Here is a 21,786-nt window from a genome sequence, read left to right on the forward strand (position 1 = left end):
CTTGTCTCCGTCTGTGCGGGTTTGTTCGTGAGGCGCGGTGATCGGGCGCGGCAGAACGGGCGCACCCGCTCTGCCGCGCGGCCCCTCTGGGGGCGAGGCTGGCGTCAGTCCACCAGCTCGTTCAGGGCCTTCTGGTAGCGGTTGGCGTGCGAGCGCTCGGCCTTGGCGAGGGTCTCAAACCAGTCGGCGATCTCGTCAAAGCCCTCTTCACGCGCGGTCTTGGCCATGCCCGGGTACATGTCGGTGTACTCGTGGGTTTCGCCGGCCACGGCCGATTCGAGGTTCTGGCGGGTGGAGCCGATGGGCAGGCCGGTGGCGGGATCGCCGGCGGCTTCCAGGAACTCCAGGTGACCGTGCGCGTGGCCGGTTTCGCCTTCGGCGGTGGAGCGGAACAGGGCCGCCACATCGTTCTGGCCTTCCACGTCGGCCTTGTTGGCGAAGTAGAGGTAACGGCGGTTGGCCTGCGATTCGCCGGCGAACGCTTCCTTCAGGCACTGCTCGGTCTTCGAGCCCTTGAGTTGCGGCATGGTCATCTCCTGTGTCGTGGGTTGAGGAATGCACGTCGCCCGGCCCCGGAAGCAGCGCAGCCGGCGCCTGGGACGCCAAAACATTACCGCGGCCTAGAGTCGCGCGTCTAATTGGCGAGCGCTATGCGAGGGATTGGCACCGCCTATGGGTCGGGAGTGCCAGATATCGGCGCCCCATAACCCGACCGGCCATCGAATTACGTTTGAGTGAATGCGTTTCGCTATGGTAAATTCATGCTCTTCTCAGGAGATCCGCATGACGCCCGCCGCCCACGCCACGCTGCCCCCGCCGGCCCCGGTGCAACAACTCCACCACTACGCCTACCGGGCGCGCGACGCCGAAGAAACGCGCCGCTTCTACGAAGACATCCTGGGCCTGCCGCTGTACCACATCATCCAGAGCGACTACGTGCCCAGCACCGGCGAATACTGCCCCTACACGCACTTCTTCTTCCGCCTGCAGGACGGCTCCTTCATCGCGTTCTTTGACCTCGGCGACGACGAGGCGGCCCTGCCCAGCCCGAACACGCCGAAATGGGTCAACCACATCAGCTTTCGGGTCAACACCGTCGCCGAACTGGAGAACACCAAGGCCCGCCTGGAAGCGCACGGCATCGAGGTGCTGGGTGTGACCGACCACCACATCTTCCAGAGCATCTATTTCTTCGATCCCAACGGCATCCGCCTGGAGTTGACCGCGCAGCTGGCCGATGAATTCCAGATGCTGGAGGAAAGCAAAACCGCCCACGCCCGCCTCGCCGAGTGGAACGCGCGCAAGGAGCAGTGGCGCCGGGAGCGGGCCGCCGGCCAGAGCGCGGCGCCGCTCAAGCCCCAGCAAAACGACCGCCCGGAAGTGGCCGCCCGCGCCGCGGCCGCGCGCTGAGCACAGAGGCCGCGATGAGCTACCGGGACACCGCCCACACCAACGGCTACGAATTCACGCAGGGCACGGGCTACGCGCTGCCGGAATACCCGTTTGTGGAGCCGCCCGAACTGCGCGACGGCCGACCCGCCCGCCACCCCATCGTGATCGTGGGGGCCGGCATCACCGGGCTCACCCTGGCCTGCTCGCTCGCGCGGCTGGGCGTGGCGGCGGTGCTGGTCGACGAGGACAACACCGTCGGCGTGAAAGGCGCGTCCTCGCGCGGGATCTGCTACACGCAGAAGTCGCTCGAAATCTTTGACCGCCTCGGCATTTACGAACGCATCGCGGCCAAGGGCATCCGCTGGAGCGTCGGGCGGACCTTCGCCGGCGAGGACGAGGTCTACCGCTTCGATCTGCGCGACCAGGGCGGCTTCGGCCTGTCGGCGCAGCCGCCCTTCATCAACATCCAGCAGTTCTACATCGAGGGCTTCCTCGTCGAGCGCATCCTGGAACTCGGCCATGTGGACATCCGCTGGAAGAACCGCCTGGTGGCCTTCGAACAGGACGATCGCGTGGCCACGCTGACGCTGGAGACGCCCGCGGGGCGGTACACGATCCAGGCCGACCACGTGATCGACGCCACCGGCTCCGCCAGCCCGCTGCGCAAGTGGCTGCAGGTGCCGTTCGACAGCAAGCGCGGTGATGACCGGTGGTGCATCGCGGATGTGCGCTTCGGCACGCGGCCGCCCCTGGAGCGCCACACCTGGATTGAGGCCCCGTTCAACGAAAACCGCGCGGTCTGGCAACACCTGATGGCCGACGACGTCTGGCGCATCGACTACCAGATGGCTCCCGACAGCGACCCGGCCTATGTGAGCCGGGAGGACGTGGTGCGCGAACGCCTGGAGCGCCAGTTTGGCCGCGGCGTGGAGGTGGACATCGTGTGGGTCGGGCCGTACGCCTACCGCAGCGAGTGCGTGCACGCCATGCGCCACCAGCGGGTCTTCTTCATGGGCGACTCCGCCAAGATCGTCAGTCCCTTCGGCGCGCGCGGCGGCAACACCGGCGTGGCCGATGCCGACAACCTGGCCTGGAAGCTCGCCGCGGTGTCGCGGGGCCATGCGGGGCCAGCGCTGCTGGAGAGCTACCACGACGAGCGTCTGGAGGCGGCGCGCGAAAACGTGCGCGTGACCAACCGCACCGCGCGCTTCCTGCGGCCCGCCGACGGCGTGGAACGCCGCTTCCGAGAGGCGGCGATCGCGCTGGCCAAGCGCCACCCGTTTGCCCGCCCCCTGATCAACACCGGACGCATGGCGGTGGCCAACCACTACCGGCACTCCCGCGTGTGCGGCGACAGCCCCGGGTCCGGGCAGTCCACGCAGAACGTGGCGCTGCGGTGGCTTGACGGCCGGGTGGGCCGGCTCAACGACCTGCTGGGCTGGGCCGGCACCGACCTGCTGTTGCTGGTCTTCGGCCCGCTCGCGACCGCTCCACGGCGGCGCGTGCGCGACCTCGCCGCCGCGGCCCCGCTGCGCGCAGTCCAGGTGCTGGACCGCCACAGCGCGCCCCAGGTCCTGGAAGCCGTGCGGGACCCGGCCGGCCACCTGCGCCAGACCACCGCCGCGCCGGCGGGAGGCTGGGCGCTGGTCCGGCCCGACGGCTACATCGCGGCCACCGGCCCCGCGGTGGACACCGACCTGGTGCGGTCGGTCGCGCGGGCCCTGGCCCTGGAGGAGCAAACCGCATGACCCCGTTCACCGACCAGCCCCGCTGGACCGACGCCGACGGCTTCTACGAAGCCTTGCTCGACGCCCACGCCGGCCTTGACCGCGAAGCCAGTGAAGCCCTGAATGCGCGACTGATCCTCGTGCTGGCCAACCAGATTGGCGACGCCGGGGTCTTGCGCGACTGTCTGCAGATCGCCCAGGAAGCCGGACCAGCCCCGGGCCGCTGAGCCCGCCGCGGCGGGTCGCCGCGTAAAATCGCGCTCCCTCCTGACACCCCACGACGGCATCCTGCGGGATGCCGTCGCCACGCTGGCGCCCCCATGTCCGACACGATGCAACAGCCCGGCCTCGCGGCCCTCGCCAAGTCCTTCGATCCCGCCCCCATCGAGGCGCACTGGGGCCCCGAGTGGGAACGCCGCGGCCTCGGTCGCGCGGGTTACCGCGGCACGGGCGAGGCCCGTGCGGGCGCGCCCGGCTTCGCCATCCAGCTGCCACCGCCCAACGTGACCGGCACGCTGCACATGGGCCATGCCTTCAACCAGACCATCATGGACAGCCTCACGCGCTACCACCGCATGCTGGGCGCGAACACCGTGTGGGTGCCGGGCACCGACCACGCCGGCATCGCCACGCAGATCGTGGTGGAGCGCCAGCTGCAGGAGCAAGGCATCAGCCGCCACGACCTTGGCCGCGAGGCGTTCACGCAGAAGGTCTGGGCCTGGAAGGAAAAGAGCGGCAACACCATCACCACGCAGATGCGCCGCATGGGCGACAGCGTGGACTGGGGCCGTGAGTACTTCACCATGGACGAGAAGCTCTCCGGCGTGGTGACCGAGACTTTCGTGCGCCTGTACGAACAAGGGCTGATCTACCGCGGCAAACGCCTGGTCAACTGGGACCCGGTGCTCAAGACCGCGGTCAGCGACCTGGAAGTGGAAAGCGAAGAGGAGGACGGCTTCCTCTGGCACATCCGCTACCCGCTGGCCGACGGCTCGGGTTCGGTGGTCGTGGCCACCACGCGGCCGGAAACCATGCTGGGCGACACCGCGGTGATGGTGCACCCCGAAGACGAACGCTACACCGCCATCGTCGGCAAGAAGGTGAAGCTGCCGCTGAGTGACCGCGAGATCCCGGTCATCGCCGACGATTACGTCGACCGCGCCTTCGGTACCGGGGTGGTGAAGGTGACCCCCGCGCACGACCACAACGACTACGCGGTGGGCCAGCGCCACGGCCTGCCCACGATCGGCGTGCTCGCGCTGGACGCGACCATCAACGAACACGCGCCGGCTCGGTACCAGGGTCTGGACCGCTTCGCCGCGCGCAAGGCGGTGGTCGCCGACCTTGACGCCCAAGGGCTGCTGGTCGAGACCAAGAAGCACAAGCTGATGGTGCCCCGCTGCGCCCGGACCGGCCAGGTGGTGGAGCCGATGCTCACCGACCAATGGTTCGTGGCCATGACCCAGGTCAGCGAGCAGGACCCCACCGGCAAGAGCATCGCGCAGAAGGCCATCGACGCGGTGCAGTCCGGCGAAGTCAGGTTTGTGCCGGAGAACTGGGTCAACACCTACAACCAGTGGATGAACAACATCCAGGACTGGTGCATCAGCCGTCAGCTCTGGTGGGGTCATCAGATCCCCGCCTGGTACGACGAGGACGGCCGCGTCTACGTCGCGCGCACCGAAGCCGACGCCCAGTTGCAGGCGCCGGGCAAAACGCTGACTCGCGACCCCGACGTGCTCGACACCTGGTACTCGTCAGCGCTGGTGCCCTTCAGCACGATGGGCTGGCCGGCGCAGGGCGCGGCGCCGACGGACGACTACAACCTCTACCTGCCCAGCACGGTGCTGGTCACGGGCTACGACATCATCTTCTTCTGGGTCGCCCGGATGATCATGATGACCACCCACTTCACCGGCCGCGTCCCGTTCCGCCACGTCTACATCCACGGCCTGGTCCGCGACGCGCAAGGCCGCAAGATGAGCAAGAGCGAAGGCAATGTGCTCGACCCGGTGGACCTGATCGACGGCATCGACCTGCCCGCGCTGCTGGACAAGCGCACCACCGGCCTGCGCAAGCCGGAGACCGCGCCGCGCGTGCGCAAGGACACCGAGAAGGAATTCCCGGACGGCATCCCGGCCTACGGCGCCGACGCCCTGCGCTTCACCTTTGCCGCGCTGGCCACGCTGGGCCGCAGCATCAATTTCGACAGCAAACGCTGCGAGGGCTACCGCAACTTCTGCAACAAGCTCTGGAACGCCACGCGCTTCGTGCTCATGAACTGCGAGGGCCACGACTGCGGCCTGAAGGAACACACCAAGGACGAGTGTGCGGTCGGACAACCCTTCCACGGGTATCTCAGCTTCAGCCAGGCCGACCGCTGGATCGCCTCGGCGCTGCAGCGTGTGGAAGCCGATGTCGCCAAAGGATTTACCGAGTACCGCCTCGACCACGTGGCCAATGCGATCTACGACTTCGTGTGGAACGAGTTCTGCGACTGGTATCTGGAGATCGCCAAGGTGCAGATCCAGACGGGTGATGCCGCGCAGCAACGCGCCACGCGCCGCACCCTGATCCGCACGCTGGAGACCGTGCTGCGGCTGGCCCATCCGGTGATTCCCTTCATCACCGAAGAGCTCTGGCAAAAGGTCGCCCCGGTGGCGGGCCGGGCCGGCCCGTCGGTCAGTGTGGCGGCTTACCCGGTGGCCCAGCCCGATCGCATCGACCCGGCGGCCGAGGCCCATGTGGCGCGGCTGAAGGCGCTGGTCGACGCCTGCCGCGGTCTGCGCGGCGAACTGGGCACGTCCCCGGCCACGCGGCTGCCGCTGTACGCGGTGGGCGATGCCGCGTTCATGCGCGCGGCCGCCCCGGTCCTGCAAGCCCTGGCCAAACTCAGCGAGGTCCGCGTGTTCGACGACGAAGCCAGCTGGGCCGCGGCGGCGCAGGCCGCACCGGTGGCGGTGGTGGGCGACGTCCGGCTCTGCCTGTTCGTGGAGATCGACGTGGCCGCCGAAAAAGCCCGTCTGACCAAGGAAGTGGCTCGCCTGCAGGGCGAGATCGCCAAGGCCCAGGGCAAGCTCGGCAACGAATCGTTCGTGGCGCGCGCCCCCGCAGCGGTGATTGAACAGGAGCGGGAGCGCCTCGCGGCGTTCAGCGCCACCCTGGACAAAGTGACGGCGCAACTCGCCCGGCTCGGCTGACCCGACCAAGCCGGTTCAGGCCGGCTCGGCGCGCGTTCAGCGGAAGGTCAAGGACGCATCGCCATTGCCCGCCAGGGGGATGGCGATGACGCGGGCCCCTGCACCGACTCGTCGAAGTCGAGCGAGTCCAGCAGCGACAGCTCACCCATGGCGCTGTCGCGCCGCGCGTCGTTGGGCGACAGGGTCTCGTGCATGCGGTGCACGATGTACCAGCTCGAGCGCAGCTTGGCCTCGCGCGTGTGGGCACCCAGGCGCGGCGTCAGGTGCAGGTTCGGAATGCCATGCAGGGGCGACCCCGGTGCAGCGAACTGCGCGTTCGCGCCGTCGAGCAAGCAGGCGTCGATGCGACCGTCGCACAGGGCCAGCGCCAGCGCCTCCGGGTCGAACAAGGCCCCACGGCTCACGCCCACCCACAGCTGACCCGGCTTGCAATGATTGAGCAGACGCTCGTTGATCCAGCCCTTGAAGCGCGAGGCGTAGACCATCTGCAGCGAGATCGCATCCGACTGCGCCAGCAGGTCCTGCGCCGACACGGGCTCCACGTCCAGCTTCTTCCACAAATCCGCGGCGTGGTGGACGGCCGGGTCGTAACCCAGCACGCGCACCCCCATCGCGCGCAACATGGGCGCCAGTGTGTGGGCCACCGGCGCCAGCCCCAGCAAGCCCACGGTGCTGCCGCCCAGCTCGCGTCCCATGCGCACCTGAGACAGGGTGCGCCCCAGCAGCGCGCTGACCATGCCGCGCCGGTACAGCATCAACAGGCCATAGAGCAGGTACTCCGCGTTGGCGCGCACCGTCGCACTGCGCGCCTGGAGGACCCGCACCTGACGGCGGGAACACGCTTCCAGGTCGGTGTTGTCGGTGGAGATCTGCAGGCGCGCCAGCACCTCGAGCTTCGGTGCGTGCTCCAGAAACTCCCGGGACACCACGACATGGGACGGCAGGAGCAGCCCGCGCACCGGGGCGATCGCCGCCTTCAGGGTCGGCAGATCGTCGGCCAGTTCCGGCTGGTAGACCACCTGGTAGCGCTCCTGCAGCCACGCCAGGGCTTCGGGCACAAGGGGGTCGACCAGCAGGATGTCCATCGGTCCGGCGGTCGAGGCGCGCATCAGGCGAGGTTCATCGGCGCTTGAGCACCGAAATGTGTTCGCCGTTGACCGTCTCCTGCAGCACCAGCACGTTGCCGGTCTGCTTGGCGAAGGCCTGGAAATCGCGCACGGAGCCCGCGTCGGTGGCCGTGACGCGCAGCGTCTGGCCGCTGAGCATCTCGGCCAGCGCCTTCTTCGCCTTGAGGATGGGCAGCGGACAGTTCAGGCCGCGGGCGTCCAGTTCTTTGTCGACGGTGATCATGGCTTTGCTACAAATGGTTGCAATATTCTACGCAGCCCCGGGACGCGGCTGATCTTCCCAGAACACGGGTTCGTGACCTTGGGCACGGAGCCACGAGGCCAGCGCCAGCCCGGTGCCTTGGCGCCAGCATTTCACCTGCGCCGGTTCGAAAAAACGGGCCTCCGCCAACTCGGGCGACAAGCGCACGTCGCCGGTGACCAGCGCGTGGTAGGTGATGATGACCTGATTCATGCGCTGGAAGTCGTGCACGCCGACCAGCGCCAGCGTGTGGGTGACCAAGCCGGTCTCCTCGGCGATTTCCCGACGAATGCCCTCCTCGGGCGTCTCGCCGGCTTCCATGAACCCGGTGATGAGGCCAAAAAACCGGCCCGGCCAGGCCGCGTTGCGCGCCAGCAGGATCTGGCCGTCGCGCTGCACGATGGCAGCCAGCACCGGCGTCGGATTGTTCCAGTGCGTATGTCCGCAGGCCGGACAGCGCAGACGGCGCACATCCCCACCGTCCTCGGTCTGCACGATCCACGCCAGCGGCGTGGCGCACTGGCTGCAGAAGCGGGGTTCGCTGACCACGGCGTCAGGCCGGGAACACGCCGGTGGACAAATAGCGGTCGCCCCGGTCACAGACGATGAACACGATCACCGCGTTCTCCACCTGCTGGGCGAGCTGCTGGGCCACCCAGCAAGCGCCGGCCGCCGAGATGCCCGCAAAGATGCCTTCTTCGCGGGCCAGGCGACGCGCCATCTCCTCGGCGGCGTCCTGCGTCACGTACACCAGTTCGTCGACCGCTTTGGGGTCATAAATGCGCGGCAGGTACTCCTGCGGCCACTTGCGGATGCCGGGAATCCGGGAGCCCTCGCTGGGCTGCGCGCCCACGATGCGGATGGCCGGGTTTTTTTCCTTCAGATAGCGGGACACCCCGGTGATGGTCCCGGTGGTGCCCATCGCACTGACAAAGTGCGTGACGCGTCCGGCGGTCTGCTCCCAGATTTCAGGGCCGGTCGTCTCGTAGTGCACGCGCGGGTTGTCCGCATTCGCGAACTGGTCCAACACCCGGCCCTTGCCCTCGGCCTGCATGCGCTCGGCGAGATCACGCGCCGATTCCATGCCGCCGCTCTTGGGCGTGAGGATGAGCTCGGCCCCGAAGGCCTTCATGGTCTGCGCGCGCTCGATCGACAGGTCCTCCGGCATGATGAGCACCATCCGATAGCCCTTGATCGCCGCGGCCATCGCCAGGGCGATGCCGGTGTTGCCGGATGTCGCTTCGATCAGGGTGTCGCCGGGCTTGATGTCGCCGCGCTCCTCGGCGCGCCGGATCATCGACACCGCAGGACGATCCTTGACCGACCCGGCCGGGTTGTTGCCTTCGAGCTTGCCCAGAATCACGTTGCCACGGGCGCGGTTTTCCGGCGCCCCAATGCGCTGCAGCGCCACCAACGGCGTGCGGCCGATGGCGTCTTCGATGGTGGGGTAGGTCATCCCATCACTGTGCCATAATTTCCTGTTAGCCCGTGCCGGGGTGGCGAAATCGGTAGACGCAGGGGATTCAAAATCCCCCGCCGCAAGGCGTGTCGGTTCGAGTCCGACCCTCGGCACCACGGGCCCCTTTCGCGAAACCGCCGATGGCGGTTTTTTTGTGGCCTTCCGCTGGACAGTCGGGGCCGTTTGTGTTCAAAGCGTTAACACAAATGCACTGTCACCATCGCGGCTGTGAAGACCATTGCCGATCGCCTGCGCTTTGCCAGAACGCACCGGGGCTGGACCCAGAGCCGCCTCGCGGCGGCCGCTGGCGTGAGCCAGGGCACGATCGGCAACATCGAATCCGGTGCGCGCCAGGCCAAGGGCAGCCTGCCTCAGATCGCCGAGGCGCTGGGACTCAACCACAAATGGCTCGCCCAAGGCAGCGGCAGCCCCTGGTCGGCCAACGAGCCGGTGGGTGCCCGGCCGGAAGACACCATCCTGATTGCGCTCGTCCAGTGGCGCGTGTCGCTAGGCTCGGCGCGGGTGCGTCTGGCCGCGGCGCAACCCAGCGGGGCGCCGGTGGCGCTCTCGCGGGCCTGGCTGGCCCGACAGGGCCATGACCCCGAAGACCTGTGCGCGGTGCGGATCGACAGCGACGATCTGGCGCCGCAGCTGCGCGCCTCGGACGTCGTGGTGGTGGACCGCGGACAACGACGCCCCAGGGACGGGGGCGTGTTCGCGGTGGCCGGGGAAGACGGCGTGCTGTGGCGGCGATTCCGGCAGCGCGACGGCGCCTGGTGGATGGAATATGCCTGCGCGACCGTGCCAGACCAGGGCGCGCGCCTCGTGGCCTGGGTACCCGAGCAACCGTTGCTCGGCCTCGTGATTCACCGACAAAGCGTGATCATCTGACCCGGTGAGCCACCCCACCGGGCAGGGTGTGCGCATCACGGGCGTGATACAAGTGGACCGGCCGCTGACGGCCTGTTTTTCGTCCACTGCACAAGCGCATGAAAGCCCAAGGGATTTTGTGGCTCGTGGCATCGCCACAGCCCAACGCCGACGCCACCGCCGCCGACTTCCGCCTCTGTCTGGTGGCCCGAGCGTCACGCGACCCAACTTCAGTCTGGTGGGTACTCGGCTGGGAGGGCGATGCTGCTAAGCGGTTCTGGACCACGCAAGCGCTAGCCTTGTCCGCCGGGCGGGCCATTCACGTCGAGCTCGCGGGGTTGGGCTGTGGGGAGCACGAAGGACGTCCCTGCCTGACAGCCACGATTGAACGCGCGCAACCGCTGCCGGCGGGCTGACGCACGCTCAACCGCGCAAGCCACTCGCCACGGTCGGGTGCTGCAAGCGCAGTCCGAGCTCTTGCTTGAGCCGTTCGTTGCGCAGTCGGCGCGACTCGCTCATGAAACTCAGCAGCATCAGCGGCAACCGCTCCACCGCGTCGGCGCGCGCCACCCGGGGCGGCCGCGGCAGGCCGTACAGGTCGGCCGCGAGGTCGTAGTAGTCCCCCATGCGAAGGTCGGAATCGTCCACCACGTTGATGTTGCGCTGGGGCCGGGCACGCCACAGCGAGCGCAGGCACGCGCGGGCGAGATCGTCGGCGTGGATGTGGTTGGTGAAGACATCGTCTTCGGGCCGCAGGACCGGCGTGCCCCGCAGCAGCCGCTCGCGCGGGGTGCCGCCGGGCCGGTCGGGCGCGTAGATGCCCGGAATGCGCAGGGCCGTGGTTCGCACGCCGGTGGCACGTCCGAGCCAGTGGACCGCGGCCTCGGCGTCCACACGGCGCCACGCGCGCGGCGTCTGCGGATTCGCGGGCGTGGTCTCTTCGGTCCAACGACCCTGGCGATCGCCGTAGACGCCGGTCGTGGAGCCGTACACCAGCGTCGTCGGCACAGAGCGCCGGGCGAGGGCCCGCACCAGAGCGCGCGTCCGCGGGTCAAGGCGCCAGTCGGCGAGTTCGGAGGAAGGCGGCGGCGCCAGGTGCAGCACGCGGGTGGCAACGCCAGCGAGGCGGCGCAGCGCGTCAGGCTCGTCGAGGTTGGCCACGAGCGGCCGCACGCCGGCCGAGCGCAAGGCAGACACGCGGTCTGGGCTGGACGTGGTGGCCAGGCGCTGCAAAGACGACGGCAGCAAACGCGCCACGCGCAAGCCGACATCACCGCAGCCGACGATGAGCACACGCTCGCGGCGAAAGCGGGCGGGCAGGGCTCCGTGCAGGCTCATGGGTGGCGGGGGTGTGGGGATTCAGGGGGTTTGCGACAATCCGGGCTTTGCCGGGTCGCGACCTGCGCCGGCCCGCCCTTCGCCCGAGACACCACGCAGTATGACATTCCAGATCACGGTCCAACCCAGCGGCCGAGCCTTCACCGCCCTGCCCGACGAATCCTTGCTGGCCGCCGGCATCCGCCAAGGCATCGGTCTGCCATACGGTTGCAAAGACGGGGCGTGCGGTTCGTGCAAGTGCAAGCTGCTGTCGGGGTCGGTGGTCCACGGTCCGCACCAGAGCAAGGCGCTCAGCGCGGACGAGGAAGCCGCGGGTTTCGTCCTGACCTGCTGCGGCGTGGCCCAGAGTGACGTGGTGCTGGAGTCGCGCCAGGTCACGGAGGTCGGAGCGTTCGCGATCAAGAAGATGCCGGTGCGTGTCAGCAGCCTGGAGCGGGCGTCGGCGGACGTCATGGTGATGAAGCTGCAACTCCCGGCCAGCGACACGTTTCAGTACCGTGCCGGTCAATACGTGGAGTTCATCCTGCGCGACGGCGACCGTCGCAGCTATTCGATGGCCAACGCGCCCCACACCCAGGCCGAGGCCCCGGGCCTGGAGCTTCACCTGCGCCACATGCCCGGCGGCAAGTTCACCGACCACGTGTTCGGTCCGATGAAGGAGAAGGAAATCCTGCGGATCGAAGGCCCGTTTGGCAGTTTCTTCCTGCGGGAGGAAAGCACCAAGCCGATGATCCTGTTGGCCTCGGGCACCGGCTTTGCGCCGATCAAGGCCATCATCGAGCACATGCGCTTCAAGCGGATCGACCGGCCGGCCACGCTCTACTGGGGCGGCCGGCGGCCGGGCGACCTGTATCAGCAAGCCTGGATCGAAGCGCAGCTGGCAGAGATGCCGAATCTGCGCTACGTGCCGGTGGTGTCGGACGCGCTGCCGGAGGATGGATGGACTGGCCGCACCGGGTTCGTGCACCGCGCCGTGCTGGCCGACCACCCCCATCTGGCAGGCTTCGAGGTGTATGCCTGCGGCGCCCCGATCGTCGTGGAGTCGGCGCGTCGGGACTATGTGGCCGCGGGCCTGCCGGAAGAGGCGTTTTTCGCCGATTCCTTCACCAGCGCGGCCGACAAGGCCACCGCCTGAGTCCTTCCTCAGCCTGACCGTCGGGGCACGGACTGACGGGCAGGTCGAGCGGGCGGGCGGCTCAGCCGGCGAGCAGCTTTTTCGCGTCGCTGGCCAGCGCCTGGGCGCCGGTGCCGTAGCGGTGGTACAGGCGGACGCGGCCCGTCGTGTCGAACACGTAGCTGCCCGCGGTGTGGTCCATCGTGTAGCTCGTGGGCGTCTTGCCGGGCACTTTCTTGTAGTAGATCTTGAAGTGCTTGGCCAGGTCGGGCAGCTCGCCCGGCGCCGCGTACAGCGCCAGGAAGCTGGGGTCGAAGCTGGCCATGTACTCCTTCATGATCGCCGGCGTGTCGCGCTCGGGGTCGATGCTGATGAACAGGCCTTGCAGCTTGTCGCCGTCGGGGCCCATCTGACGGCGGGCTTCGGCAATCTCCATCATGGTCGTCGGGCAGACGTCCGGGCATTGCGTGAATCCGAAGAACACGACCACCACCTTGCCCTTGAAGTCGGCGAGGGTGCGCCGCTGGCCGTTGTGGTCGGTGAGGGAGAAGCCGTTGGCGTAATCGGCGCCGGTGATGTCGATGCCGGCGAACGACGGCGCCTCTTTCGAACAGGCGGCGAGCAGGCCGGCGGCCAGCGCAGCGCCCAGCACGGTACGGCGGTTGGGGTGGTTCATGGCAGACGCCTCACAGGTAGTGATCGACCAGCAAGGCCGCGAACAGCAGCGACAGGTGGATCAGCGAAAAACGGAAGGTCTTGCGGGCCAGCGCATCGGAATAACGCCGCCACAGCGCAATGGCGTAGCCGCAGAAACCCAAGCCCAGCGCGAGCGCGCAGACCAGGTAGAACCAGCCGCTCATGCGCATGATGAAGGGCATCAGCGTGGCGGCCAGCAGCACGAAGGTGTACAGCACGATCTGCAGACGCGTGAACTCGGACCCGTGGGTCACAGGCAGCATCGGCAAGCCCGACTTGCGGTAATCCTCCACGCGGTAGAGCGCCAGCGCCCAGAAGTGCGGCGGCGTCCACAGGAAGATGATCAGAAACAGGATCAGGGCCTCGGGCGCGACCACCCCGGTCATGGCGGCCCAGCCCAGCACCGGCGGCATCGCGCCAGACGCGCCGCCGATGACGATGTTCTGGGGCGTGAGCGGCTTGAGGATGACGGTGTAGATCACCGCGTAGCCGACGAAGGTGGCAAAGGTGAGCCACATCGTCAGCGGGTTCACGGCCCAGTACAGCAGCGCCGAGCCGGCCCCGCACAGCACCGCCGAGAAGCTCAGCGTTTGCCAGTTGGTCAGTTCGCCCTTGGCGGTGGGACGCCAGGCGGTGCGCTTCATCTTGGCATCGATGTGCTGCTCGACGACGCAATTGAACGCGGCGGCCGCACCCGCCACCAGCCAGATGCCCAGGCACGCCAGGGCGGCGAGCTGCACCTGCGCCCAGCTCGGCACACCCGGCACCGCCAGCACCATCCCAATCAGCGCGCAGAAAACGATGAGCTGCACCACGCGCGGCTTGGTGAGGGCGTAGAACTGCCGCCAGGTGGACGGCAAAGTGGCGGCAACGGGGGGCGGAGAAGCGGCGGCGCTCATGGGGCGGTGCGGGACAGGTGAACGGGCAACGGCGCCGCGGCCGCGACGGCGCGGGTGCGGGCCAGCGCGCCGGTGAAGACGATCACCAGGGCGGCGGCGCCGCCGGTGTGGCTCACGGCAGCGAGCAGCGGCCAGTCGAGCACCACGTTGGTCAGGCCGGTGATGAACTGCCACGCGCACAGCAGCAACAGGCCCTGCGCCGTGCGGCGCAACCCGGGCACGCGCCACAGCCACCACGCGACCGCGATCAGCGCCGCGAACACCCCATAGGCGCTCAGCCGGTGCACGTAGTGGATGGCGGTGAGGGCCTGGAAGGTGATGGCGTCGCCCGCGCGGGTTTCGCCCAGTTCGCGCCAGATGGTGAAGCCTTCGCGGAAATTCATGGTGGGCCACCAACTGCCCTGGCAGGTGGGGAAGTCGCTGCAAGCCAGCACGGCGTAGTTGGTGCTCACCCAGCCGCCGAGGGCAATCTGCAGCCACACCAGGCCGAAGGCGGCGAGCAGCGCCGCGCGCAACCCGCGCGACACGACCACCGGCGCCTGCCCGGGCTCGGCCAGCGCGTACGCCACCGACTGCGCCCGCAGCAGCGCCAACAGGATCAGCCCCCCGAGCAGGTGCAGCGTCACGATGGCCGGGAACAGCTTCATGGTCACGGTGAGCGCGCCGAAAGCGCCCTGAATGCAGACCCACACCAGGGTGAATGCGGGCCAGACCCACGACACCGCGACCGTGCGCCGTTCAATCCAGCTCACCGCGGCGAGCACGATGATGAGCACGCCCACGCCGGTGGCGATGTAGCGGTGGATCATCTCGATCCACGCCTTGGAGAACGTGACCGGACCGGTGGGCATCGCCGCCTGCGCCTCGGCGATGTCGGTGTGGGCACCGATCGGGCTGGCGGCGCCATAGCAGCCCGGCCAGTCGGGACAGCCGAGGCCGGAGTCGGTGAGGCGGGTGAAGGCGCCAAACAGCACCAGGTCAAACGTGATGAACAACGTGACCAGCGTCAACACGCGCAGGCGCTGGGCCGGCGCCGCGTTGCGGTTGCGAAGCCACACCCAGGCCAGCGGGCCGAGCGCAATCACCACGCCCAGCAGCATCAGGCGGGCGATCGGGGCAAGGTCGTACAAGGGGGTCGGTTCCATGGCGGTCGCGGATTCGGTCGCGGCGTCGAGCGTGATTGTCAGGGCGCGGGACGGCCCGGCTGGTCCCAGAAGGAGGAGGCACGCAGCAGCCGGTCGAGGTCGCGCTTGGCGCGCTTGGGATCGATGTCGGCGGGGAAGCGCAGCATCCAGTTGCCCAGCGGATCAACAACGTACAGGTGGTCACTCAGGCGCTGGCCCGGGGCCGGCTGAAGCCAGGCGCCGAGGTCGGCTTCGCTCAGGTGCAGCACCGTCGCGGCCGCGGTGGCCTGCTGCAGGGCGGGTGTGAGCGTGGGGCTGCCGGTGCGCAGCCAGACCCAGTCAAGCCGGTCTTTCTCGCGCCCCAGCGTTTCGCGGAGCTGACGCTGCAAATAGAGATGGCGCTCGCAGGTCGCGTCGCAGGCACTGTCGCCCACGCTCACCAGCAGCCACTGGTCCTTGAGCGAGGTGAGCGGCACCGGCTGTCCGGCGCTGTTGACGCCGGTGACCGCCGGCAGCGGGCGCTGCGGCTGGATGAGCTCACCGTAGTTGCGCCGTCCTTCAGGCCGGATGACGTAGTAGGTGAAATACGACGCGATCACCGGCGAGGCGCACACCAGCAGCAGCGCAATCATCTTCCAGCGGCCGCGCCGCGTGGCCGCGGCCGCCTCGGCCTGCGCGCCGTCGGGCGTGGGCAGGCTGTGGACGGTGAGGGTCAGGGGTTCATCGGGCGTCGGGGCCATGGGCAGCGAGGCGCTTGCGGCGCGGTACAACAATCTGGAACCAGAGGGTGAGCAACGCGGTGAGCGTGCTCAGGGCAAACCACTGGAAGGCATAGCCATGGTGCTTGGCCACGTCGACCGCCGGCGCCGCCCAAGCGCGGGCGAGGCCTTCGTCGGACGGACCGGTCTGCTGCACCGACGCTTCCAGCAGGTTCAGGCCGGTCTCCACGCGAAACGCCGCGAGGTCGATATTTTGCCGGATGGGCCCTGGCACGGGCTCACCGAGCTGGTAAAGCTGCCCCGGCGGCGGGGCCAATCGCCCAAGCACCTCGACATCGCCGTCGGTCGTGGCCACGGCGGGCACACGGCTGCGGTCATTGAAGTCCCGCGGCACCCAGCCACGCTGCACCAGAACGACCCGGTCGCTGCCCGCCAGCCGCAGCGGCGTGACCAGGAAGAATCCGGGCCGTCCGGCCATTTGCCGGTTGTCGAGAAACACGCTGGCGCCCGATACCCAGCGTCCCTGCAGCCGCACGGGGCGCCAGTGGTGCTCCGCGAGGTCACGCGCGTCGCTCCGGGCCAGCGCGGCGGTATCCCAGGCGGGCAAAGCACCGCGCGCCTCGATGCGGGCGCCAAGATCGGTCTTTTGGCGGGCACGATCGAGTTGCCACAGCCCCAGCGAAGCCGTTCCCGCGACGGTGATGCCCGCGGCGATCCAGACGGCGACACGTCGCCAGCGACCGCGGGTGTTCGAGCGTTCAGCGACCATGGGCGAGTGCATCACAAGGTCGGGTCACCGGGCCGATAATCCGCGGCATGAAGTTCCTGGTTCTCGGCGCCTTTGTCGCCATCATCGGCAGTCTCGGGGCCGCGCTCGTCTTCATGATGCGCGGCGGCGGCACGAACGAGGACGGCACCCCGCGCCGCAACCCCATGGCCAAAGCGCTGGCGTTTCGCGTCGGGTTCTCGGTGCTGCTGTTCATCGTGGTGCTGCTGAGCTGGTGGATGGGCTGGATCCAGCCAACGGGTTTGCCGGTGCAACGTTGACGGATCGGCTTTGCCTGCACAAAAAAAGCGCCTGCCGGCGCTTTTTTTGTGGGTGACAGACCCGGAAGGTTCCGGGCCCGCGGGTCACAGCCAGTACACGAGGATGTACAGACCCAGCCACACCACGTCCACGAAGTGCCAATACCACGCCGCGCCCTCGAAGCCGAAATGGCGGTCCTTGGTGAAGTGGCCCTTTTGCAGGCGCAGGGTGATGAACAGCAGCATCAGCATGCCCACGAACACGTGGAAACCGTGGAAGCCGGTGAGCATGAAGAACGTCGACCCGAAGATGCCGGAGTTGAGCTTCAGGTTCAGTGCGGTGTAGGCGTAGTAGTACTCGTAGCCCTGCACGAAAAGGAACACCAGACCAAGCAGGACCGTCATCCACATGAAGGCGATGGTCTTGCCGCGGTTGCCGGCCTGCAGGGCGTGGTGCGCGATCGTCAGCGTGACGCCGGAGGTGAGCAGCAGTGCCGTGTTGATGGTGGGCAGCCAGAACGGACCCATCGTCTGGAACGGCTCGACGATGCCGGCCGGCGACGCGGTCGCACCGGCCTGGACGCTCGGCCACACCGCCTTGAAGTCGGGCCAGATCAGCGCGTTTTCGATGCCGCCCAAGGCCGGGACCGAGTGGGTGCGGGCCCACCACAGCGCGGTGAAGAAAGCGCCGAAGAACATCACCTCCGAGAAGATGAACCAGCTCATGCTCCAGCGGTAGGACAGATCAATCTTGCGTCCATACAGGCCGCTCTCGCTCTCGTGCACCGAGTCGCGGAACCACTGGTACAGCACGACCAGCCAGAAGGCCAGACCGAACGCCAGCGAGTAGGCGCCCCACTGCGCGCCATTGACCCATTGACCTGCGCCCAGAATCACGAAGAACAGGCCGATGGACGACATCACCGGGTGCCGCGAGGGCCCGGGGACGAAGTAATACGGCGTGCCGCCGTGGGTTGCTGCTGACATGCTCACTCCTCTGTGCTTTCGCAAAAAAATCGTTATCGGGGCGGGCCGACGGTCAGCCGACCACCCACTTGACCAGGACCATCAGACCGGCCACAAACAAAAAAGCCATCACCACCCCGGCCGCCATCAGATGCAGCGGGTTCAACCGCTGGATATCCCGCTGGTAATCGCTGCCGCGGCGCACACCGAGGAAACCCCACAGCACGGCCTTGACCGTTTCCAACGCTGTGGCCCGTTCCCGGCGTGGTGGCGTGACGGGGCTCACACAGCCCCCCCGACGGTGATCACCCGCGGTTCCGCCGAAGCCTGGGGCAGGCTGCTGGCGGGCGCCGGCGGCGTCTTGCCGCCGACCTCAAAGAAGGTGTAGGACAGCGTGATCGTGGTGACGTCTTTCGGCAGGCGCGGGTCGATCACAAACGCGACCGGCCACTCCTTCTTCTCACCCGGCTGGAGCGTGTACTGCGTGAAGCAGAAGCACTCCAGCTTGTTGAAATGGTTGGCAGACTGCTTGGGCGCGTAGCTTGGGATGGCTTGAGCGGCCATCGTGCGCGTCTGGACGTTCTGGAACTCGTACATGACCGTGGCGAGCTCGCCCGGGTGCACCGTCATCGAACGCACCGCCGGCTTGAACTGCCAGGGACCGCGGACGTTGGTGTCGAACTCCACGGTGATGGTGCGCGAGGTGTCGACCTGGGTGTTCGCAGGCAGACGGTTCTTCGTGCCCGGGACCTGGCGCTCCGACAAGGCCAGGATGTTGATGCCCGTGACCTCGCAGATCGCCCGGTAGATCGGCACCAGCGCATAGCCGAAGGCGAACATGCCCAGCGCGATCACGCCGAGCTTGCCCACCATCTTGAAGTTTTCGCGACGCAGTCCCACAACAACCTTTCCCGGGGTCAACCCCCGAACCACACCAGCTTGGCCACAAAACCGAAGAAGAAAGCACCCGCCACGCTGGCCAGAATCAAGGCCAGGCGAAGGTTGCCTTTCTTTTGTTCGGGGGTGGTCACGGTGGGTTCCCGGGATGTGCCGCGATGATCAGCCGACCACCTTGGTGGCGGTGGCGTCGAGCTTGGGCGGGTTCTCGAAGGTGTGGAACGGTGCCGGCGACGGCACTTCCCACTCCAGACCTTCCGCGCCTTCCCAGGGCTTCTGCACGGCCTTCTCGCCCTTGCCCATCATGGCGGGCAGCACCACGGCCACGAAGAAGTAGACCTGCGCAAAGCCGAAGGCAAACGCACCGACCGAGGCAATCATGTTGAAGTCGGCGAACTGCATCGGGTAGTCGGCGTAGCGGCGGGGCATGCCGGCCAGACCCAGGAAGTGCATCGGGAAGAAGGTGATGTTGAACGAGATCATCGACCACCAGAAGTGGATCTTGCCGCGGGTCTCGCTGTACATCACGCCGGTCCACTTGGGCAGCCAGTAGTAAATGCCCGAGAACATGGCGAACAGCGAGCCGGCCACCAGCACGTAGTGGAAATGGGCCACCACGTAATAGGTGTCCTGCATCTGGATATCGATCGGCGCGACCGACAGGATCAGGCCGGTGAAACCGCCCATCGTGAACACGAAGATGAAGCCCACAGCCCACATCATCGGGGTCTCGAAGGTCATGGAGCCTTTCCACATCGTGGCGATCCAGTTGAAGATCTTCACGCCCGTGGGCACGGCAATCAGCATGGTGCTGTACATGAAGAACAGCTGGCCGGTCACCGGCATGCCGGTGGTGAACATGTGGTGGGCCCACACGACAAAAGACAGGATGGCGATGGAGCCGGTGGCGTACACCATGGAGGCGTAGCCAAACAGCTTCTTCCGCGAGAACGCGGGCACGACCTGGCTCACGATGCCGAAGGCCGGCAGGATCATGATGTAGACCTCGGGGTGACCGAAGAACCAGAAGATGTGCTGGTACATCACCGGGTCACCGCCGCCGGCCGGGTTGAAGAAGCTGGTGCCGAAATGGCGGTCGGTCAGCGTCATGGTGATCGCGCCAGCCAGCACGGGCATCACGGCGATCAGCAGGTAGGCGGTGATCAGCCAGGTCCAGCAGAACATCGGCATCTTCATCAGCGTCATGCCGGGGGCGCGCATGTTGAGGATGGTCACGATGATGTTGATCGAACCCATGATGGACGAGGCGCCCATGATGTGCATCGCGAAGATCGCGGCGTCCATCGAGGGACCCATCTGCAGGGTCAGCGGCGCGTACAGCGTCCAGCCGGCAGCGGGTGCGCCACCGGGCATGAAGAACGAACCCACGAGGATCAGCGACGCGGGAATCATCAGCCAGAAGCTGAAGTTGTTCATCCGCGCGAAGGCCATGTCGGAGGCGCCGATCTGCAGCGGGATCATCCAGTTCGCGAAGCCCACGAAGGCCGGCATGATCGCGCCGAACACCATGATCAGGCCGTGCATCGTGGTCAGCTGGTTGAACAGCTGCGGATTCACCACCTGCAGGCCGGGCTGGAAGAGCTCGGCGCGGATGCCGAGCGCCAGCACGCCGCCCACCATCAGCATGGCGAACGAGAACAGCAGGTACAGGGTACCGATGTCTTTGTGGTTGGTGGCGAACACCCAGCGGCGCCAGCCCGTGGGGGCATGGTGGTCGTGGTCGTGGCCGTGTGCGTCGTGATGGTCAAGAACTGCACTCATGGGGATTTCCTCGGGTCTCGATCGTTACTCGGTGGCCGGATCACTTCCGGGCGGCCAGCACTTCGGCGGGCTGGATCAGGCGCTCGGTCTTGTTGGACCAGCTGTTCTTCGTGTAGGTCATCACCGCGGCCAGCTCGGTGTCGGAGAGCTGCTTCCACGCCGGCATGGCCCCGTTGTTCTGGCCATTGAGCAGCACGTTGATCAGCTTGCCTTTGTCGGCGTCCAGAACCACGGCGGAGCCGTCCAGCGCCTTGATCGGGCCAGCGCCCTTGCCGGCGGCGCCGTGGCAGGCGAGGCAGTTGGCGGCGTACACAGACTCACCGCGCTTGACGAGGTCGGTCAGGGTCCAGACCTTGTTGGGGTCGTCGGCCTTGGCGGCCATGGCCTTTTTCTGGCCTTCCACCCAGGCGGTGTATTCCTCAGCGGTCACCACCTTGACGTGGATCGGCATGTAGGCGTGTTCCTTGCCGCACAGCTCGGCGCACTGGCCGTAGAAATCGCCGGTCTTTTCGGCGCGGAACCAGGTGTCGCGCACGAAACCGGGAATCGCATCCTGCTTGACGCCGAAGGCCGGCACCATCCAGGCGTGGATCACGTCGTTCGCGGTGGTGATGATGCGCACCTTCTTGCCGACCGGCACCACCATCGGGTTGTCCACCTTCAGCAGGTAGTCGTCGGTGGCTTCCGGCTTGCCGCTGCTGGACATGACGCGGTGGTTGTTGTCCAGGGTCGACAGGAAGTTGATGCCTTCGCCCTCGCCCTTGATGTATTCGTAGCCCCACTTCCACTGCATGCCGACGGCCTTGATGGTCAGGTCGGCGTTGGTGGTGTCTTTCTGGGCCACCAGCACCTTGGTCGCCGGCAGGGCCATGCCGATGACGATCAGCAGCGGGACGATGGTCCAGCCCAGCTCCACCCAGATCGGCTCGGGCAGTTCCTGCGACTTGTGGCCGACGGATTTGCGGTGCTTGAGGATGGAATAGAACATCACGCCGAACACGATCACGAAGATCACGGCGCAGATGCCCATCATGAACCAGTGCAGCCAGTGCTGTTCTTCGGCGATCTTGGTCACCGGCGGCGCGAAGTTGAGCTGGTTCACGGCGGGGCCGCCGGGCAGGTCGTTCACCTGCTGAGCGGCGGCCGACACCCACACGCCTGCGCCAAGGGCCATCAGGCTGGCTGCGTTGCGCAGCGCAGCCCAACGGC

The 21,786-nt window shown here is 67.4% G+C and carries 24 protein-coding genes and 1 tRNA gene; 8 read left to right on the plus strand and 17 right to left on the minus strand.

What is annotated here, in order from left to right; all coding sequences use genetic code 11:
* Positions 1 to 104: 104 nt before the first annotated feature.
* Positions 105 to 527 carry a rubrerythrin family protein gene (locus AC2D80_RS10025; RefSeq protein WP_484632875.1) on the minus strand — a complete coding sequence of 141 codons (423 nt, stop codon included), beginning with the start codon at positions 525 to 527 and terminating at the stop codon, positions 105 to 107.
* A 256-nt stretch (positions 528 to 783) separates the two neighbouring features.
* Here AC2D80_RS10025 and AC2D80_RS10030 point away from each other — a divergent pair, with 256 nt between their 5' ends.
* The 4 genes from AC2D80_RS10030 to AC2D80_RS10045 all read left to right on the plus strand — a co-directional run bounded on the left by AC2D80_RS10030 (position 784) and on the right by AC2D80_RS10045 (position 6,319).
* Positions 784 to 1,410, plus strand: a complete 627-nt coding sequence (locus AC2D80_RS10030; protein ID WP_484632876.1) for a VOC family protein — start codon at positions 784 to 786, stop codon at positions 1,408 to 1,410.
* Positions 1,411 to 1,424: 14 nt separating this feature from the next.
* Positions 1,425 to 3,140, plus strand: coding sequence for an FAD-dependent monooxygenase (locus AC2D80_RS10035; RefSeq protein ID WP_484632877.1), 1,716 nt, complete (start codon positions 1,425 to 1,427; stop codon positions 3,138 to 3,140).
* Entirely contained in the window at positions 3,137 to 3,346 is a 210-nt protein-coding gene (locus AC2D80_RS10040) for a DUF2783 domain-containing protein (RefSeq protein ID WP_484632878.1), read from the plus strand. The genes AC2D80_RS10035 and AC2D80_RS10040 overlap by 4 nt, the downstream gene beginning before the upstream one ends.
* A gap of 93 nt (positions 3,347 to 3,439) precedes the next feature.
* The gene (locus tag AC2D80_RS10045; RefSeq protein ID WP_484632879.1) at positions 3,440 to 6,319 is read left to right on the plus strand and encodes a valine--tRNA ligase; all 2,880 of its coding nucleotides are present in this window, start codon (positions 3,440 to 3,442) and stop codon (positions 6,317 to 6,319) included.
* A gap of 47 nt (positions 6,320 to 6,366) precedes the next feature.
* On the opposite strand, the gene AC2D80_RS10050 is transcribed toward AC2D80_RS10045, so the two are convergent.
* Genes AC2D80_RS10050 through cysM form a run of 4 tightly spaced genes read right to left on the minus strand, consistent with a single transcriptional unit; the run spans position 6,367 to position 9,143 of the window.
* Positions 6,367 to 7,428 (minus strand): NAD(P)-dependent oxidoreductase, encoded by a 1,062-nt coding sequence (locus AC2D80_RS10050; protein ID WP_484632880.1) that lies wholly within the window; start codon positions 7,426 to 7,428, stop codon positions 6,367 to 6,369.
* Positions 7,429 to 7,438: 10 nt separating this feature from the next.
* Positions 7,439 to 7,669, minus strand: coding sequence for a sulfurtransferase TusA family protein (locus AC2D80_RS10055; protein ID WP_484632881.1), 231 nt, complete (start codon positions 7,667 to 7,669; stop codon positions 7,439 to 7,441).
* A 27-nt stretch (positions 7,670 to 7,696) separates the two neighbouring features.
* Entirely contained in the window at positions 7,697 to 8,236 is a 540-nt protein-coding gene (locus AC2D80_RS10060; protein ID WP_484632882.1) for an NUDIX domain-containing protein, read from the minus strand.
* A gap of 4 nt (positions 8,237 to 8,240) precedes the next feature.
* Positions 8,241 to 9,143: a cysteine synthase CysM gene (gene cysM / locus AC2D80_RS10065; RefSeq protein WP_484632883.1), complete on the minus strand. Its 903-nt coding sequence runs from the start codon at positions 9,141 to 9,143 to the stop codon at positions 8,241 to 8,243.
* Between the two features lie 34 nt (positions 9,144 to 9,177).
* Between cysM and AC2D80_RS10070 the strand changes: the two genes are divergently transcribed.
* Together AC2D80_RS10070 and AC2D80_RS10075 are read left to right on the plus strand one after the other, a co-directional pair.
* Positions 9,178 to 9,262 (plus strand) — tRNA-Leu (locus AC2D80_RS10070).
* A 112-nt stretch (positions 9,263 to 9,374) separates the two neighbouring features.
* Positions 9,375 to 10,037 carry an XRE family transcriptional regulator gene (locus AC2D80_RS10075; protein ID WP_484632884.1) on the plus strand — a complete coding sequence of 221 codons (663 nt, stop codon included), beginning with the start codon at positions 9,375 to 9,377 and terminating at the stop codon, positions 10,035 to 10,037.
* 402 nt (positions 10,038 to 10,439) lie between these two features.
* Here the strand turns inward: AC2D80_RS10075 and AC2D80_RS10080 are convergent, their stop codons facing one another.
* Positions 10,440 to 11,354 (minus strand): SDR family oxidoreductase, encoded by a 915-nt coding sequence (locus AC2D80_RS10080; protein ID WP_484632885.1) that lies wholly within the window; start codon positions 11,352 to 11,354, stop codon positions 10,440 to 10,442.
* Between the two features lie 100 nt (positions 11,355 to 11,454).
* Here AC2D80_RS10080 and AC2D80_RS10085 point away from each other — a divergent pair, with 100 nt between their 5' ends.
* Positions 11,455 to 12,489, plus strand: a complete 1,035-nt coding sequence (locus AC2D80_RS10085) for a CDP-6-deoxy-delta-3,4-glucoseen reductase (protein WP_484632886.1) — start codon at positions 11,455 to 11,457, stop codon at positions 12,487 to 12,489.
* Between the two features lie 61 nt (positions 12,490 to 12,550).
* On the opposite strand, the gene AC2D80_RS10090 is transcribed toward AC2D80_RS10085, so the two are convergent.
* From AC2D80_RS10090 to AC2D80_RS10110, 5 genes are read right to left on the minus strand one after another with little or no spacing between them, the layout of a single operon-like run.
* Positions 12,551 to 13,144, minus strand: a complete 594-nt coding sequence (locus AC2D80_RS10090) for an SCO family protein (protein ID WP_484632887.1) — start codon at positions 13,142 to 13,144, stop codon at positions 12,551 to 12,553.
* Positions 13,145 to 13,154: 10 nt separating this feature from the next.
* Positions 13,155 to 14,063, minus strand: coding sequence for a heme o synthase (cyoE, locus tag AC2D80_RS10095; protein ID WP_484632888.1), 909 nt, complete (start codon positions 14,061 to 14,063; stop codon positions 13,155 to 13,157).
* Complete coding sequence (locus AC2D80_RS10100; protein WP_484632889.1) at positions 14,060 to 15,208, minus strand: COX15/CtaA family protein; 1,149 nt, start codon at positions 15,206 to 15,208, stop codon at positions 14,060 to 14,062. The genes cyoE and AC2D80_RS10100 overlap by 4 nt, the downstream gene beginning before the upstream one ends.
* A gap of 38 nt (positions 15,209 to 15,246) precedes the next feature.
* Complete coding sequence (locus AC2D80_RS10105) at positions 15,247 to 15,927, minus strand: SCO family protein (RefSeq protein WP_484632890.1); 681 nt, start codon at positions 15,925 to 15,927, stop codon at positions 15,247 to 15,249.
* Positions 15,908 to 16,675 (minus strand): SURF1 family protein, encoded by a 768-nt coding sequence (locus tag AC2D80_RS10110; protein ID WP_484632891.1) that lies wholly within the window; start codon positions 16,673 to 16,675, stop codon positions 15,908 to 15,910. Before AC2D80_RS10110 ends, AC2D80_RS10105 begins: the two co-directional genes overlap by 20 nt.
* Positions 16,676 to 16,722: 47 nt before the next feature.
* Between AC2D80_RS10110 and AC2D80_RS10115 the strand changes: the two genes are divergently transcribed.
* Positions 16,723 to 16,953, plus strand: coding sequence for a twin transmembrane helix small protein (locus AC2D80_RS10115; RefSeq protein ID WP_484632892.1), 231 nt, complete (start codon positions 16,723 to 16,725; stop codon positions 16,951 to 16,953).
* An 84-nt stretch (positions 16,954 to 17,037) separates the two neighbouring features.
* Here AC2D80_RS10115 and AC2D80_RS10120 read toward each other — a convergent pair whose 3' ends face one another.
* Genes AC2D80_RS10120 through coxB form a run of 6 tightly spaced genes read right to left on the minus strand, consistent with a single transcriptional unit; the run spans position 17,038 to position 21,751 of the window.
* Positions 17,038 to 17,919: a cytochrome c oxidase subunit 3 gene (locus AC2D80_RS10120; protein ID WP_484632893.1), complete on the minus strand. Its 882-nt coding sequence runs from the start codon at positions 17,917 to 17,919 to the stop codon at positions 17,038 to 17,040.
* A 52-nt stretch (positions 17,920 to 17,971) separates the two neighbouring features.
* Entirely contained in the window at positions 17,972 to 18,184 is a 213-nt protein-coding gene (locus AC2D80_RS10125) for a DUF2970 domain-containing protein (protein ID WP_484632894.1), read from the minus strand.
* A complete protein-coding gene (locus AC2D80_RS10130) occupies positions 18,181 to 18,798 on the minus strand; it encodes a cytochrome c oxidase assembly protein (RefSeq protein ID WP_484632895.1) in 618 nt (205 codons plus the stop codon). Before AC2D80_RS10130 ends, AC2D80_RS10125 begins: the two co-directional genes overlap by 4 nt.
* Before the next feature lie 17 nt (positions 18,799 to 18,815).
* Positions 18,816 to 18,929 (minus strand): cytochrome oxidase small assembly protein, encoded by a 114-nt coding sequence (locus AC2D80_RS10135; RefSeq protein WP_484632896.1) that lies wholly within the window; start codon positions 18,927 to 18,929, stop codon positions 18,816 to 18,818.
* 28 nt (positions 18,930 to 18,957) lie between these two features.
* On the minus strand, positions 18,958 to 20,577 hold the full coding sequence (gene ctaD, locus AC2D80_RS10140; RefSeq protein ID WP_484632897.1) for a cytochrome c oxidase subunit I: 1,620 nt from the start codon (positions 20,575 to 20,577) through the stop codon (positions 18,958 to 18,960).
* Positions 20,578 to 20,617: 40 nt separating this feature from the next.
* Positions 20,618 to 21,751, minus strand: coding sequence for a cytochrome c oxidase subunit II (gene coxB / locus AC2D80_RS10145; protein ID WP_484633319.1), 1,134 nt, complete (start codon positions 21,749 to 21,751; stop codon positions 20,618 to 20,620).
* Positions 21,752 to 21,786 lie beyond the last annotated feature (35 nt).

The organism is Hydrogenophaga sp. T66 (genome assembly GCF_057219855.1).

What these genes read in the sequence shown, in the direction of transcription:
- AC2D80_RS10025 (WP_484632875.1), bottom strand. Translation starts at nt 527, where the DNA reads ATGCCGCAACTCAAGGGCTCGAAGACCGAGCAGTGCCTGAAGGAAGCG.
- AC2D80_RS10030 (WP_484632876.1), top strand. Translation starts at nt 784, where the DNA reads ATGACGCCCGCCGCCCACGCCACGCTGCCCCCGCCGGCCCCGGTGCAA.
- AC2D80_RS10035 (WP_484632877.1), top strand. Translation starts at nt 1,425, where the DNA reads ATGAGCTACCGGGACACCGCCCACACCAACGGCTACGAATTCACGCAG.
- AC2D80_RS10040 (WP_484632878.1), top strand. Translation starts at nt 3,137, where the DNA reads ATGACCCCGTTCACCGACCAGCCCCGCTGGACCGACGCCGACGGCTTC.
- AC2D80_RS10045 (WP_484632879.1), top strand. Translation starts at nt 3,440, where the DNA reads ATGTCCGACACGATGCAACAGCCCGGCCTCGCGGCCCTCGCCAAGTCC.
- AC2D80_RS10050 (WP_484632880.1), bottom strand. Translation starts at nt 7,428, where the DNA reads ATGCGCGCCTCGACCGCCGGACCGATGGACATCCTGCTGGTCGACCCC.
- AC2D80_RS10055 (WP_484632881.1), bottom strand. Translation starts at nt 7,669, where the DNA reads ATGATCACCGTCGACAAAGAACTGGACGCCCGCGGCCTGAACTGTCCG.
- cysM (WP_484632883.1), bottom strand. Translation starts at nt 9,143, where the DNA reads ATGACCTACCCCACCATCGAAGACGCCATCGGCCGCACGCCGTTGGTG.
- AC2D80_RS10080 (WP_484632885.1), bottom strand. Translation starts at nt 11,354, where the DNA reads ATGAGCCTGCACGGAGCCCTGCCCGCCCGCTTTCGCCGCGAGCGTGTG.
- AC2D80_RS10085 (WP_484632886.1), top strand. Translation starts at nt 11,455, where the DNA reads ATGACATTCCAGATCACGGTCCAACCCAGCGGCCGAGCCTTCACCGCC.
- AC2D80_RS10090 (WP_484632887.1), bottom strand. Translation starts at nt 13,144, where the DNA reads ATGAACCACCCCAACCGCCGTACCGTGCTGGGCGCTGCGCTGGCCGCC.
- cyoE (WP_484632888.1), bottom strand. Translation starts at nt 14,063, where the DNA reads ATGAGCGCCGCCGCTTCTCCGCCCCCCGTTGCCGCCACTTTGCCGTCC.
- AC2D80_RS10100 (WP_484632889.1), bottom strand. Translation starts at nt 15,208, where the DNA reads ATGGAACCGACCCCCTTGTACGACCTTGCCCCGATCGCCCGCCTGATG.
- AC2D80_RS10105 (WP_484632890.1), bottom strand. Translation starts at nt 15,927, where the DNA reads ATGGCCCCGACGCCCGATGAACCCCTGACCCTCACCGTCCACAGCCTG.
- AC2D80_RS10110 (WP_484632891.1), bottom strand. Translation starts at nt 16,675, where the DNA reads ATGGTCGCTGAACGCTCGAACACCCGCGGTCGCTGGCGACGTGTCGCC.
- AC2D80_RS10115 (WP_484632892.1), top strand. Translation starts at nt 16,723, where the DNA reads ATGAAGTTCCTGGTTCTCGGCGCCTTTGTCGCCATCATCGGCAGTCTC.
- AC2D80_RS10120 (WP_484632893.1), bottom strand. Translation starts at nt 17,919, where the DNA reads ATGTCAGCAGCAACCCACGGCGGCACGCCGTATTACTTCGTCCCCGGG.
- ctaD (WP_484632897.1), bottom strand. Translation starts at nt 20,577, where the DNA reads ATGAGTGCAGTTCTTGACCATCACGACGCACACGGCCACGACCACGAC.
- coxB (WP_484633319.1), bottom strand. Translation starts at nt 21,751, where the DNA reads ATGGCCCTTGGCGCAGGCGTGTGGGTGTCGGCCGCCGCTCAGCAGGTG.